A 13,445-nucleotide genomic window follows, 5' to 3' on the forward strand; every position below is an offset into this window, starting at 1 on the left:
ATTTAAGAGCGCATAATTGCGCTCTTTTTATTACTCTGTTTGTTGATCTGACTCTATATTCGATTGTTGACCATCTGACTCATTCTCCATTTGTGTTGGTAAATCAGCAAGTGGCCATCCTCCTAACCGTTTATAACGATTGACAATTTCACAAAATAAAATCGCTGTTTTTTGGGTATCATAGAGCGCTGAATGGGCTAGTTTATGGTCAAATGGAATTTTTGCCACTTCACAAGCTTTAGCCAGAACCGTTTGTCCAAAAATTAAACCACAAAGGGATGCAGTATCAAAAGTTGCAAATGGATGAAATGGATTACGTTTAATACCAGCACGCTCTGCAGCAGTCATTAAAAAACTATGATCAAAGTGAGCATTGTGGGCAATAATTACGGCTCGGTTACAATCATTTGCTTTAATACCCGATCTTACCACTTTGAAAATGGCTTCAATTGCAATTTTTTCATCCACTGCTCCACGTAAAGGATTATTAGGATCAATCCCATTAAATGCCAGTGCTGTTGGCTCTAAAATTGCATCTGCAAATGGATTGACATTGAATTGTAAAGTTTGATCAGGCTCAAGCCAGCCATCTTGGTTCATTTTTAACGTAATGGCGGCAATTTCTAAAATTGCATTTAGCTTTGGATCGAAGCCTGATGTTTCGATATCAATCACAACAGGATAAAAACCCCGAAAACGTTCACATAATTTTGCGTTTGGCACAATAGTTATCTTATTTGTTTAAAAATGGAAATTATTATGCCAGTTTTTAATGTATTCGCCTAGTTTTACCTTTATTGTACCTCTTTACAAAGTCAAACAAATGGTTGGCATTATATAAATCAATTCACTTCTTTGCCTAATTGACTTAATTTTTGTTTTGATTGTTGAATCTCTTCAATCCATTTGGCATTTAAACGTTTGGAATGTTTGGATAGTTGATTAAAACGTTGCTCTATGATGTGTAACACTTGGATTGCATGATCAATTTGGTTCCAACCAATTAAGGTTTTTAAATAAAATGAAATTGCTTCTAAATTAGGGAAATAAGTAATTAACGCTTCAAATTCTTCTTTAGCGTGTTCCCTTTCATTAAGGGAAACTAAAATTTTAGTGTAGAGTAAATGGCCTTCATCAGATTGATGATCAGGATTTTTTTCACGTAAAAAATTTAACGTCTCTTTCGCTTTAGTATACTGATGATCTCTAAAAAGCGCATAAGCATATTGTAGTAAAATATCTGGAGAAGTTGCGTAAATGTCAGTTAATGCTTGTTGATAGTAGATCAAAGCTTCATCAGCTCGATTATTGAGAACCAAAGCTTTACCTAAAGCGATTCGTGTACTGGTTGTTTGTGATAATTCATATTGTTTTTGTGCTTCGCGCAGTTCACGCTCAGGATCCAGTGTTTTACGTAGTTTTGATTTAATTTTGAAACCAACAGGCGTTGCCCGCAACTTAGGTAACAAAATGACAGCAAAATAAATTAAACTGCCTAAAATAGGGACTATGAATAATATATAAATCCAATATCTATCTTGTTGAGTACGAATTGCATGAAGTGCAAAAAATAATGCAATGGCACTACTTAATCCAATTCCTAAAATCGGCACAATAATATCCTTTTAGTGAACATATATATAAAACAGCATAATTAAACACGATATTAAGTCTAAATAAACTTTTACAATTTATCAATATTAACAATAAACAAATGGTTAGTATTTTTGTAAATAACCCTAGATCCGATAGTCTACTGACACAGAATAAAATATGTAGGTGAGATAATTGGTAAAAGTGATTATAATTATCAACCACAACCCTTTAAATAAAATATACAAAATGCATCGAGCTGAACTTGAACAAATAATAAATATTGAATTGCAAATAAATCGATACCGAGACTATGCACCTAATGGATTGCAGGTACAAGGTCGAAGTGAAGTCAAAAAAATTGTTACAGGCGTTACAGCTTGTCAGTTATTGTTAGATAAAGCAGTGGAATTACAAGCTGATGCAGTGCTAGTGCATCATGGTTTTTTTTGGAAAAGTGAACCACAAACCATTACCGGTATAAAATATCGACGTATAAAAACGCTTTTATCGCATGATATTAATTTGTACAGTTATCATTTGCCATTAGATGGGCATCTTGAATTGGGTAATAATATTGCACTGGCGAATTTGCTAGATATTAAGGTTGATAAACACGATGATATTACCGATTTAATGTTTACAGGTTCATTAAACAATCCGCTTACAGCCTTACAGTTTAAGCAACAGCTTGAAAAAGCATTACATAATAGCAAGTCGCAAGTGTTGTTTTGTGGTGATAACGCGCCAAAAATCATTAATCGTATTGGCTGGTGCAGTGGAGGTGGACAAGATTTTATTGAACAAGCTGTTCAACTTGGCTGCGATGCTTTTTTTACTGGTGAAGTTTCCGAACGTACTATTCATATCGCTCGAGAATATGGTATTAATTTTTATGCAGCAGGCCATCATGCCACCGAACGTTATGGAATAAAAAAGTTAGGAGAGTGGTTGGCAAGTTACTACGGGTTGCAAAGTATTTTTGTTGATATTGATAATCCGGCATAACAAAAGTTGAATTTAACTTAGAAATAACGCATACTTATTCGCAGTTTTTATAATCTTTAAAGCTGTTTTATAAACAGATAATATGAGAGGTCATTTTATGTTTACAGGAAGTCTGGTCGCCCTTATTACACCGATGGATATAAAAGGAAATGTAGACCACGTAAGCTTAAAAAAATTGGTCGAATATCATATTGCTAATGGCACATCAGGTATTGTTTCAGTTGGAACAACTGGTGAATCAGCAACGCTTGATCATAGTGAGCATATTGATGTCATTAAGCGAACCATTGATTATGCTGATGGCCGCATTAATATCATTGCAGGGACAGGTGCAAATGCAACTAAAGAAGCGATTGAATTAACTAATAAAGTTGAAAATATCGGTGTAATTGGTTGTTTAACTGTGGCTCCTTATTATAATAAACCCACTCAAGAAGGTATGTATCAACATTTTAAATCCATCGCTGAAAATACTGCATTACCTCAAATTTTATATAATGTACCTGGTCGTACTTGTAGTGACATAAAACCAGAGACTGTTGGACGTTTATCAAAAATTAAAAATATTGTTGCTTTAAAAGATGCTACAGGTGATCTCTCTCGTGTTTATAAAACGCGAAGATTAGTCGGAGATGAGTTCAAACTTTTAAGTGGTGATGATGCAACTTTCTTAGATTTTATGATTTTAGGAGGAGATGGTGTCATTTCGGTTACTGCTAATGTTGCAGCAAAACAGGTTGCTACGGTTTGTAAATTAGCGGCAAACAATCAAATTCAAGAAGCACGTGTGGTAAATGACAGTCTATTAGCATTACACAACAATTTGTTTATTGAGCCAAATCCAACACCCGCAAAATGGGCGTGTACTCGATTAGGTTTAATAGCCAATGGTACAATCCGTTTACCAATGATATCGCTGTCCGAATCATCTATTCCAGCGTTAGAGCGAGCATTGAAAGATGCTAATTTACTGTAATTTACTTTCTTACAACTACTAATTTAAAAGCAGATATCTATGTTTAATAAAACCATATTGCATAATTATGTCTTAATAAAAACCGTTATTTTGACGGCTATTGTCTCTCTACTCCTTGTAGGGTGTGGTAGCGATCAGAATTATAAGCGTGAAATTGATGGTAATGAAGATTATTTAAACTCACCTGCTTTAAAGCCTTTAATTATTCCAAAAGGTATGACAATTCCGGCAGAAATAGCTGATTTTTTTATTTATAAACTTGATTCCAAAGGTAACTTGGGTAAACAAGTTGATATTCGACCGCCTGTTGTACCAATTCCAACTGTTTCTGATGCTTTTGTTATTTATAATAATGGTGTTGTTACATTTAATTCACCGCTCAACGCTGATGTATGGAATAAAATTCCTAATACTTTAAACAATAAAAATATTCCAATTAGTAATAGTGATAATTTTACAATTAAAACAGGTAAAGCTTTTATTATTCGAGCAGATGAAACTCAAACAGCAGAAGCATCCTTTATTTTCAAGCGTCAAATAGTAGGTGATACCGAAACTATTACAGTTAGCTTGGATTCGTTAACTCGTGGTACAGAAGATATTTCTTCACAACCGATTGAAGTTCAGCGTTATGTTGTCGGTTTATTTAATTCGTTAATGGATGATGTTGCTCCGCAGTCTTTTAGAGAATTACCAGTAAAAGATTCGAACGAAAATGAAGCTAAAAAATAAGCTGATAAAGATGCTCAATCTCTCAAAAGACACAAAGAAGATCTTAAATATCAGCTTAACCGCAAAAATGATAACGATTTTTATATTGTGGAGATGATGATTAATAATCTATTAATTAATAATAATTTTTAATTAATAGTGGGCATGAAATTTGTCGGTGCTTTGAGTTGAACTCAGCTATAAACTGATATCCAGTTGCTATCTATGCTTAAAAGATTCATAGTAAAAATAGCAGCAGTGAGTTTGAATTTAAGGAGCATTAGCTCCTTAATTATTTGTTGGTAAATTGAAATAAGGTTATAAGCATGAAAAAGTTGGATGAGCTTTATCGCGGTAAAGCAAAAACTGTTTACGCAACAGACAACCCTGAGCTATTAATATTGGAATTTCGTAATGATACTTCTGCTTTTGATGGTTTACGCATTGAGCAGCTCGATCGTAAAGGAATGGTCAATAATAAATTTAATTATTTTATTATGACTAAACTACGTGACGCAGGGGTGCCAACTCAAGTTGCTGCCTTGTTATCAGACAATGAAGTCTTAGTAAAAAAACTTGATATGATACCTGTTGAATGTGTCGTTCGTAATCGTGCGGCAGGTTCTTTAGTTAAACGCTTGGGTGTCGAAGAAGGTAAAGTACTTAATCCTCCAACGTTTGAATTATTTCTCAAAAACGATGCTCTGCATGATCCAATGGTCAACGAATCTCACTGTAGGGCTTTTGGCTGGGCAACAGATGAGCAATTAGCTACGATGAAAGATCTTAGTTTTAAAGTTAATTCGGTTTTGATAGAACTGTTTGATAAAGCAGGTTTAATTTTAGTTGATTACAAACTTGAATTTGGACTCTTCAAAAATGAAATTACGTTAGGTGACGAATTTTCACCTGACGGTTGCCGTCTATGGGAAAAAGAGACATTGAAAAAAATGGATAAAGATCGTTTCCGACAAGGATTAGGTGGCGTTATTGAAGCATATGAAGAAGTGGCAGCACGAATAGGTGTTTCGTTATAATGTTTGCACAGTTTGATATTTCTTTTTTTCTTCTTTTAGGTCTCGCAGCACTGTGTTATTTAACACACAATAACACGTTGACTTTTGCCATACTATTACTGCTAATGTTTAAACTCACACCGTTAGCAGTTTATTTTCCATTTTTGAATAAATATGGTTTAACTATTGGTGTTGTCATTTTAACTGCTGCTATGATGGTACCGTTAGCCGATGGATCATTAAAAGTTGCTGATATTGTGAAATCATTCACGACTTGGCAATCAATCGTTGCTATCGCTGTGGGAATTCTAGTTTCATGGTTAGGTACTCGCGGCATATCGTTAATTGGTGCACACCCTACCATTGTTAATGGATTAATTATTGGCACTCTTATTGGTGTGGCGTTCTTTAAAGGCATTCCTGTTGGACCACTCATCGCTGCTGGCATATTGTCATTGTTGATTGGAAAAAATTAAGCAATGTCATGCCTCAAAAGCACAAGAACATTGTGGGTGTTACAGGGTGAAGCGACACAATTATTTCAGCAACTGAATCATACTGTAACCACAAATATTGGCGATTGGATAACCATTACTGATCAGCCAAATGCCCCTGACTTTTTGCCAAATATCCTGTTACCTCATAAAACCAAAAAGCTTTTAGGACAACAGTATCTGCATGCTATATTTGATGCAACATTAGGATTTAATTTGGATGCGTTTGCCATGTTAACTGGTACACTGGTTAAAGGAAGTTTACTGATTTTATTATTACCGGATCAACTTGAAACTTGGCAAGATCAAGATAGTTTACGCTGGAATGAAGCAGAAATGCCCATTATTGTGCCAAATTTTGTAAATCACTTGTTAAATACACTTGCTGAATTTGATATAACTATTGAGAAAACTGGCTTATCAGTATATGAACATTCTCCATTACCAAAATTGTTAGATGATGACAATCAACCTGATGATTTAAGTCAGCAGCAAACGACGTTACAAAAAATTTTAAACAGTAAGCAAGATATTAATGTACTTATCGGTAAACGAGGTCGTGGTAAATCGGCTTTGGCAGGATTATTTAGTCAGCATAATAGCTGTATTGTGACAGCACCGAATAAAGCGGCACTGAATAGCTTTTTTGCTTTTGCTAACCCACACACCCCTTTTTTTGCACCAGATGAATTACTAGCTTGGCAACAAAACAATTTTGCGGATCATTTAATTATTGATGAAGCCGCCATGATACCGCTTCCAATGCTTGAACAATTACTGAAATTAGCCAAGACTAAAAATAGTCAAGTATTACTTATTACCACTACAGAAGGATATGAAGGTACAGGGCAAGGATTTTTATTAAAATTGTTGAAAAAAAAATCGTGCCAATTTCATTCTCTTGACACCCCCATTCGATGGCAAACGGGTGATAAGCTAGAGCTATTTTGCGATCGTTTATTGTTAAATGGGATATCAGAAGAAAAAGAAAACCCAAGAACGAGTAATTCATACATAAGATACAGTAAACTTGATCGGCATAATCTTAAAACGTTGATATCCATCTTTTATCTTTTAAAAAGCGCCCACTATCAAACCACATTAGTTGATTTACGACGCCTCTTTGATGCACAAAATTTATCGGTTTGGCAAGCAACAGTCAATCATATCTTATCCAAAACGCATCCAATAACAACTAAAGAGATCGCTGCGGCAATTACGCTAAAAGAAGGAAATTTGCCTGATTCACTTATTGAGCAAGTATGGCTAGGTATGCGCCGCCCTAAAGGCAATTTGGTAGCACAATCACTGGTCGCCCATGCAGGTGAAAAACTGGCAGCTCAATTATGTTCGGTACGGATCAATCGTATTGCGGTAACTGAGCTTTATCGACGACAACATATTGCTAAGAAACTTGTACAAGCCATTAGCGATGAAGCGAATCACCAACATATCGATTATTTATCGGTGAGCTTTGCATACAGTCAGCCTAATTATCAATTTTGGATGGCATGTGGTTTTAATTTAGTGCACGTTAGTAGCCATAAAGAAACCCGAAGTGGTAGCTATTCAGTTATGGCAATTAAACCCTTAACTCATTCAGGACAGCGATTGGTTGATCAATTACGCCAAAAACTTGCCCGCAATGCTTACTGGCTTAAAGATATCATTAAAGTACCTTTTGAAGATATGATTGCCTTTGACAAGGTTCAACAATTATCCACACAAGATTGTTGTGAATTATCCGGTTTTTGTGATTATTATCGTCCTTTTGAAGCGAGCTATCCTGCACTTTGTCGATTAAATCTTTATACACTAAAACATCAGCAATGTTTAACATTGCCGATATTATCTGCATTAATTAATAGCAAGAATAATCAAATTGAAATTATTAATCGTTATCACTTGACGGGAAAAAATGCATTAATGCAAGCCATTAAACAAGAAGTTAAAACTTGGTTGGTGAATAATCAACTTAATGCAAAACTAAAAAAATGCCAGTAAAGATAATTAAACGTTATTGAGGTTAGTAAAAGGTATATTTAAAATATTGCACAGTTTATCTAACATATCTATTACTGTATTACATATTTATACCTAGCTAAGGTATTGGCTGACAAGTTAATTAAAAAGGAACCCAATGTGACGTCTAATCAAATCGATCATAATGCCCTACATCAACATTCCCACACACAATCACATCTAAAAAATCATCAAGCTCGAAGTGGTTTAGAATATTTCATTAAAGGTTGGTCATTAGCTTTCAGTCCTGGGATTAAGCGATTTGTTTTTCTACCTCTACTTGCTAATACTGTATTAATGTCGGCACTTTTTTATTGGTTCTTTACTGTTCTTGATGGTATGGTTGATTGGGGACTATCTTATGTGCCAAGCTGGTTACATTGGTTAGGATACCTCATTGTGGTTATTCTAATTTTAACGCTTGTAATTTTGTTTTGTTATTTTTTCAGTACGGTTACTAACTTTATCGCTGCACCATTTAATGGAATATTAGCTGAACAAGTTGAAGCTCAATTAACTGGTATGCCTGCGCCAGAAACATCGTGGATCATTTTGCTTAAAGATCTACCGCGAATTTTAAATCGTGAGCTACAAAAATTAGGTCATTATTTATTATGGGCTGTTCTGATTCTACTGACTTATTTTGTCCCCGTCATTGGACAAACGGTTACACCAGTGGTGTGGTTTTTATTTACCGCTTGGCAAATTAATATTCAGTATGCGGACTATCCATTTGATAACCACAAAATAAAATTTCACCGTATGCGGAGACTATTAATGCAAAACAAGGCTGACAATCTGGTATTTGGTATTTTAGTTAGCTTTTTTACTATGGTTCCAGTCCTAAATCTAATTGTGATGCCAATTGCCGTATGCGGTGCAACAGCAATGTGGGTAGACCGTTATCGTCATCAAGCTGTATTCGAAAGTACCCAACAAGATTTTCGTTAATATTTATTTGTTCGAATGTTTTGATGACGGCCAATCATCGTCGTCGTCACTATAGGGTATAGGTTTAATTCCTTTCTTTTTTTCTAAATAATTTTTATAATTTAGCCGATTTAGTGCTTTAATGGTATTAATAAAAATTCCAATTAAGATGATTAAAATAATCCACCAATAATCTTTAAGCCATGCCATGTTATCCCCTTATTGATAATGTAAATTGGGCTCAATTATGTCAGTAATAAAATCTCTAAAATACGTCTATAGATTGTGCTTAAGTTGATGATGTCTTGGCAATTGGCATTTTCGTTGACCTTATGGATAGTTTTATTGAGTACGCCGAGCTCAATGACTTGGCAACCCATTTTAGCGATAAAACGACCGTCTGATGTGCCACCACTGGTAGAAAGGGTAGTAGTTATTCCTGTAATTTCTTTAATGGCATTTGCGGCAGCATTAGTTAGCTCACCTTGCGGGGTTAAAAAAGGATGACCTGAAAGACGCCAATTTAGGGTATATTTTAGATCATATTTTTTTAAAATTTGTTCAACACGTTCTTTAATTTGTTTGTCGGTTAGTTCGCTGCTATAGCGAAAGTTAAATTGGATGCTAAGATCGCCAGGTATGACATTTTCTGCACCCGTTCCCCCATTAATATTAGCAATTTGCATAGTGGTTTTTGGAAAATATTGATTACCTTCATCCCAACTTGTGTTTACCAGTTCATTTAATGCGGGAGCAAAGCGATGCACAGGGTTATCTGCAAGATGTGGATAAGCAACATGTCCTTGCACGCCGTGCACAACTAAATGAGCTGTTAGTGAACCACGGCGTCCATTTTTGATTTGATCGCCAAGTAGGGTGTCGCTTGAAGGCTCACCAACAATACAATAATCAATACGCTCATGACGATTCATTAAGAAATCCACTACTTTAGCTGTACCGTCGATTGCATCTGCTTCTTCATCAGACGTTAATAAAAAAGCCACACAGCCACCATGTTGGGGAGTGTTTTTAATAAATTCCTCTGCCGCACATACCATGGCCGCCACACCACTCTTCATGTCAGCTGCTCCACGACCATACAGCACACCTTGTTCATCGATGGTCGGTGTAAAAGGCGGATAAAGCCATTTATTCTCATCACCTGCGGGCACTACATCCGTATGACCTGCAAACATCAGGGTTTTACTATTACGATCACCATGAAAAGCCCACAAATTTTTGGTTTGCCCGATATTAATTTTTTCAATGGTAAATCCAAGTTTTTTTAAACGTTCGATAATTATCTTTTGACAGTTTTTATCATCAGGACTTATTGATTTTTCAGCAATAAGCTCTGAAGTTAGCGCAATAACAGGTTCAGTTATCATAGTCTCTATCTTATTTTGGTTGCGAAATGAATTGTAAATAACTATCGTCAGAAAATCCCAACAATGCACGTTTACCATTGATCAGCAAAGGACGCTTTAAAATTGATGGATTGTCTAACATAATTTTTTTTGCGGCTTGTTCATTATCGATTTGGGTACGAACCTGTTCATCTAATTTACGCCATGTAGTGCCACGTGTATTCAGTAAACTTTGCCAATCAACTAATTGCAAAAAAGTGTCGAGCAGTTCTGCCGACAAACCATCGGTTTTATAGTTATGAAACTGATATTGGACATGGTGATCATCAAGCCAACTAAACGCTTTTTTCATTGTGTTGCAGTTTTTAATACCATAGATGATATACATAATTGGAGGTTCCATTATTTGATATATACAAAAGATTATATCAGTTATAAGTTATTATCAGCAATTAAGATGATTAATGAAAATATCTATTCTGATTTTGTTTTATTATACTCGACAATATTAACCGGTGATGATCTTATGGGTCTTTTAAAAAAGTTAAAAATTCTTTTTTCTGAGGTTGGACTGCACATTTATTCAAAAACAATTGAAAATTTTTTACTTGCCCCCATTATTTGACCAATCTTTCCATTTTTTTCATGAAAATTTGTTTTTTTCTAAAGCAATGTGTATTAATATTGCGAATTGTTCGCATTTTAATTTGCATGATTAAATCAAATAATCTAACTTTACGTAGGAAGTATGATGTCAACTTTAACCCTTAACCACTTGCCAATAGGGCGCGAGGCGGTTATTTCTAGATTTTTACCTAAATCGTTACCTTATCGTCGTAAATTATTGGCTATGGGCATTACACCTGGTTGTAAAGTCGAAGTAGTACGTACTGCGCCACTGGGTGATCCCATTGAGATTAATATGCGTGGTTTTTTATTATGTTTACGTCGCCAAGAAGCTTCTTTTATAGAAGTGTTAGAGGTCAGAGCATGAAGATCGCGCTAATTGGTAATCCAAATTGTGGTAAAACAACATTATTTAATTTATTGACTGGAGCTAAACAACGAGTGGGTAATTGGCCAGGAGTTACTGTTGAGCGTAAAACAGGTCTTTTCTCCTATAATCATAAACAGTACGATATTGTCGATTTGCCAGGAACCTATTCAATTGAATCCGATCCTTTATGTGTATCGCAAGATGAATTGATTGCAAGGCAGTTTGTCTTGAGTGAGGATGATAGTGTGATTGTAAATATCATTGATGCAACAAATTTGCAACGTAGTTTATATCTGACTTGTCAATTAGTTGATCTGCAATTGCCTATGATTGTCGTGCTCAATATGATGGATGCCGTTAAAGCAATGGGAGAACAGATTAATGTAGAAAAGTTGAGCGAATTGTTTGGTTGTCCGGTGGTGGCTGTATCATCAAGTAAAAAAATAGGATTGCAGGCACTGTATCAGCAAATAGAAATGATGGCATCATCTTCCAAAATAGCAAATTCTTCAATAAATTTGTTAGGAGATGAGCAACAAGCTATTATTGATAGATATGTTAATGAATTACCAAAAGACAGTGTAGTGCGCCGATTTAATCCTTGGCAATTGCAAGATGCGTTATTGGATGATTCACATTACACTTTGACCCAACTTGAGAGTGAAAAGCTAAAAGCCTGTCGTCTGTTGCTTTCAGCATGGTGCGATAACGAAATTGATGTGGCGTTAGCTTCAGCTCGTTATGATATGATTGATACAATTTGTAAAACCGTCATTGACAAACCTCGTGAGTTAAATGTTCGCTTTTCAGATATGCTTGATAAAATATCCTTAGGACGTATTACAGGGATTCCATTGTTTTTGTTAACAATGTATGTCATGTTTATGTTGTCGATTAATTTTGGTTCGGTTTTTGTTGATTTTTTTGATGAATTATGTAGCACACTGTTTGTGGATGGTACAGCACATTTATTGCAAATCCTGAACGCACCCGGTTGGCTTATTGCCATTATATCTAATGGTATAGGGCGTGGTATCCAAACTGTTTCAACCTTTATTCCTGTCATTGGTGCTATGTTTTTCTGTATGTCTTTTTTGGAAGACTCTGGTTACTTGGCAAGGGCAGCAATGGTTGTCGATCGTGGTATGCGTTGTATTGGTTTACCTGGCAAAGCATTTGTGCCCATGTTAGTCGGTTTTGGTTGTAGTGTACCAGCCATTATGGGAACTCGTACATTAGAAAGCACGCGTGACCGCATCATGTCAATTTGTATGATTCCATTTATGTCTTGCGGAGCAAGATTGCCAGTGTATGCATTATTTGCAGTCATCTTTTCACCTAAACATGCTTCATTTATCGTTTTTAGTTTATATATGTTGGGTGTAGCGGTGGCAATTATCACAGGGTTTGTGCTTAAGTACACTTTGTTAAAGGGCTCGATTACGCCATTTATTATGGAAATGCCAGTGTATCGAATTCCTACTTTAAGCAGTTTGATCAGTTTAACTTGGCAACGTCTGAAAAATTTCATTTTTAAGGCTGGAAAGTCCATTGTGATAATGGTGACTATATTGAGTGTGCTTAATTCCTGGGGTCGTGATGGAACATTTGGACATGAAGATTCACAAGATTCTATGCTATCAATTGTTAGCCAGAAGATCACACCAGCATTTGCTCCAATGGGGATTAATCAACAAAATTGGCCTGCTACTGTAGGGATCTTTACCGGTATTTTTGCAAAAGAATCGGTTATTGCTACTTTAAATTCGCTTTATTCTATGGATGAAACGGATACAACACAAGAGGCTGAATCATTTAATCTGTCGCAAGGGATTTTAGATGCGATCAAAACTATTCCTAAAAATCTCGTTAATTTGTCTGATGCTGTTTTAGATCCTTTGGGTCTATCTACAGTAAATGATGATATTGATTCGTTGCAATCCGATTTGGCAGTGGATTCGACAGCAGTATCACAAATAAAAAATTCCTTTATGACGCCATCAGTCGCCATAGCTTATTTAATTTTTATTTTACTTTATACTCCTTGTGCTGCGGCTTTAGGAGCAGTATATCGTGAGGCTGGTTTAAGATGGATGATATTTGTTGGAGTTTGGACTTTTATAATTGGTTGGTTATCCTCAACAATTTACTATCAAACGACTTTGCTAGGTCATTCACAATCGGCAGTTTGGTGGCTTTTGGGGTGTGGGGCATTTATTCTAATTATTGTTATCACTATGCGTATATTAGGTCGATATTCCATTTTTAATCAATCAACAGTAAGCTCATCTAACCCTAAAAAATCATCTTGCTGTTATTAAATATTAGTCT

General features: G+C 35.5%; 14 protein-coding genes. 9 read left to right on the forward strand and 5 right to left on the reverse strand.

Going from position 1 to position 13,445, the window contains the following annotated elements; translation table 11 throughout:
• Positions 1 to 30: 30 nt before the first annotated feature.
• Complete coding sequence (rnt, locus tag J3U19_RS05720; protein WP_267340698.1) at positions 31 to 723, reverse strand: ribonuclease T; 693 nt, start codon at positions 721 to 723, stop codon at positions 31 to 33.
• Between the two features lie 119 nt (positions 724 to 842).
• Positions 843 to 1,613: a tetratricopeptide repeat protein gene (locus J3U19_RS05725; RefSeq protein WP_267340700.1), complete on the reverse strand. Its 771-nt coding sequence runs from the start codon at positions 1,611 to 1,613 to the stop codon at positions 843 to 845.
• Between the two features lie 229 nt (positions 1,614 to 1,842).
• Here J3U19_RS05725 and J3U19_RS05730 point away from each other — a divergent pair, with 229 nt between their 5' ends.
• The 7 genes from J3U19_RS05730 to cysZ all read left to right on the forward strand — a co-directional run bounded on the left by J3U19_RS05730 (position 1,843) and on the right by cysZ (position 8,771).
• Entirely contained in the window at positions 1,843 to 2,601 is a 759-nt protein-coding gene (locus J3U19_RS05730) for a Nif3-like dinuclear metal center hexameric protein (protein WP_267345680.1), read from the forward strand.
• A gap of 97 nt (positions 2,602 to 2,698) precedes the next feature.
• Positions 2,699 to 3,577: a 4-hydroxy-tetrahydrodipicolinate synthase gene (gene dapA / locus J3U19_RS05735; RefSeq protein ID WP_267340703.1), complete on the forward strand. Its 879-nt coding sequence runs from the start codon at positions 2,699 to 2,701 to the stop codon at positions 3,575 to 3,577.
• A 39-nt stretch (positions 3,578 to 3,616) separates the two neighbouring features.
• On the forward strand, positions 3,617 to 4,309 hold the full coding sequence (gene bamC / locus J3U19_RS05740) for an outer membrane protein assembly factor BamC (protein ID WP_267345682.1): 693 nt from the start codon (positions 3,617 to 3,619) through the stop codon (positions 4,307 to 4,309).
• Between the two features lie 305 nt (positions 4,310 to 4,614).
• Entirely contained in the window at positions 4,615 to 5,325 is a 711-nt protein-coding gene (purC, locus tag J3U19_RS05745; RefSeq protein ID WP_267340706.1) for a phosphoribosylaminoimidazolesuccinocarboxamide synthase, read from the forward strand.
• Positions 5,325 to 5,780 (forward strand): DUF441 domain-containing protein, encoded by a 456-nt coding sequence (locus J3U19_RS05750; RefSeq protein ID WP_267345684.1) that lies wholly within the window; start codon positions 5,325 to 5,327, stop codon positions 5,778 to 5,780. The genes purC and J3U19_RS05750 overlap by 1 nt, the downstream gene beginning before the upstream one ends.
• A gap of 3 nt (positions 5,781 to 5,783) precedes the next feature.
• Entirely contained in the window at positions 5,784 to 7,802 is a 2,019-nt protein-coding gene (locus J3U19_RS05755) for a GNAT family N-acetyltransferase (RefSeq protein ID WP_267340708.1), read from the forward strand.
• A gap of 138 nt (positions 7,803 to 7,940) precedes the next feature.
• The gene (cysZ, locus tag J3U19_RS05760) at positions 7,941 to 8,771 is read left to right on the forward strand and encodes a sulfate transporter CysZ (protein WP_267345686.1); all 831 of its coding nucleotides are present in this window, start codon (positions 7,941 to 7,943) and stop codon (positions 8,769 to 8,771) included.
• 3 nt (positions 8,772 to 8,774) lie between these two features.
• On the opposite strand, the gene J3U19_RS05765 is transcribed toward cysZ, so the two are convergent.
• From J3U19_RS05765 to J3U19_RS05775, 3 genes are read right to left on the reverse strand one after another with little or no spacing between them, the layout of a single operon-like run.
• Positions 8,775 to 8,960 (reverse strand): hypothetical protein, encoded by a 186-nt coding sequence (locus J3U19_RS05765; RefSeq protein ID WP_267340710.1) that lies wholly within the window; start codon positions 8,958 to 8,960, stop codon positions 8,775 to 8,777.
• A gap of 35 nt (positions 8,961 to 8,995) precedes the next feature.
• Positions 8,996 to 10,135, reverse strand: a complete 1,140-nt coding sequence (dapE, locus tag J3U19_RS05770; RefSeq protein WP_416380273.1) for a succinyl-diaminopimelate desuccinylase — start codon at positions 10,133 to 10,135, stop codon at positions 8,996 to 8,998.
• 13 nt (positions 10,136 to 10,148) lie between these two features.
• Positions 10,149 to 10,505 carry an ArsC family reductase gene (locus J3U19_RS05775; protein WP_267340714.1) on the reverse strand — a complete coding sequence of 119 codons (357 nt, stop codon included), beginning with the start codon at positions 10,503 to 10,505 and terminating at the stop codon, positions 10,149 to 10,151.
• Between the two features lie 363 nt (positions 10,506 to 10,868).
• On the opposite strand from J3U19_RS05775, the gene J3U19_RS05780 reads away from it, so the two are divergent.
• Both J3U19_RS05780 and feoB read left to right on the forward strand, forming a co-directional pair.
• Complete coding sequence (locus tag J3U19_RS05780) at positions 10,869 to 11,111, forward strand: FeoA family protein (RefSeq protein WP_267340715.1); 243 nt, start codon at positions 10,869 to 10,871, stop codon at positions 11,109 to 11,111.
• Positions 11,108 to 13,435, forward strand: coding sequence for a Fe(2+) transporter permease subunit FeoB (gene feoB, locus J3U19_RS05785; RefSeq protein ID WP_267345690.1), 2,328 nt, complete (start codon positions 11,108 to 11,110; stop codon positions 13,433 to 13,435). The genes J3U19_RS05780 and feoB overlap by 4 nt, the downstream gene beginning before the upstream one ends.
• The last annotated feature ends 10 nt before the right edge of the window (positions 13,436 to 13,445 follow it).

The organism is Gilliamella sp. B2828 (assembly GCF_026537125.1).
GTDB lineage: Bacteria > Pseudomonadota > Gammaproteobacteria > Enterobacterales > Orbaceae > Gilliamella.

Excerpts from the sequence above, each read along its gene's own strand:
- J3U19_RS05730 (WP_267345680.1), top strand. The coding sequence starts at position 1,843 with ATGCATCGAGCTGAACTTGAACAAATAATAAATATTGAATTGCAAATA.
- dapA (WP_267340703.1), top strand. The coding sequence starts at position 2,699 with ATGTTTACAGGAAGTCTGGTCGCCCTTATTACACCGATGGATATAAAA.
- bamC (WP_267345682.1), top strand. The coding sequence starts at position 3,617 with ATGTTTAATAAAACCATATTGCATAATTATGTCTTAATAAAAACCGTT.
- purC (WP_267340706.1), top strand. The coding sequence starts at position 4,615 with ATGAAAAAGTTGGATGAGCTTTATCGCGGTAAAGCAAAAACTGTTTAC.
- J3U19_RS05750 (WP_267345684.1), top strand. The coding sequence starts at position 5,325 with ATGTTTGCACAGTTTGATATTTCTTTTTTTCTTCTTTTAGGTCTCGCA.
- J3U19_RS05755 (WP_267340708.1), top strand. The coding sequence starts at position 5,784 with ATGTCATGCCTCAAAAGCACAAGAACATTGTGGGTGTTACAGGGTGAA.
- J3U19_RS05765 (WP_267340710.1), bottom strand. The coding sequence starts at position 8,960 with ATGGCATGGCTTAAAGATTATTGGTGGATTATTTTAATCATCTTAATT.
- J3U19_RS05775 (WP_267340714.1), bottom strand. The coding sequence starts at position 10,505 with ATGTATATCATCTATGGTATTAAAAACTGCAACACAATGAAAAAAGCG.
- J3U19_RS05780 (WP_267340715.1), top strand. The coding sequence starts at position 10,869 with ATGTCAACTTTAACCCTTAACCACTTGCCAATAGGGCGCGAGGCGGTT.
- feoB (WP_267345690.1), top strand. The coding sequence starts at position 11,108 with ATGAAGATCGCGCTAATTGGTAATCCAAATTGTGGTAAAACAACATTA.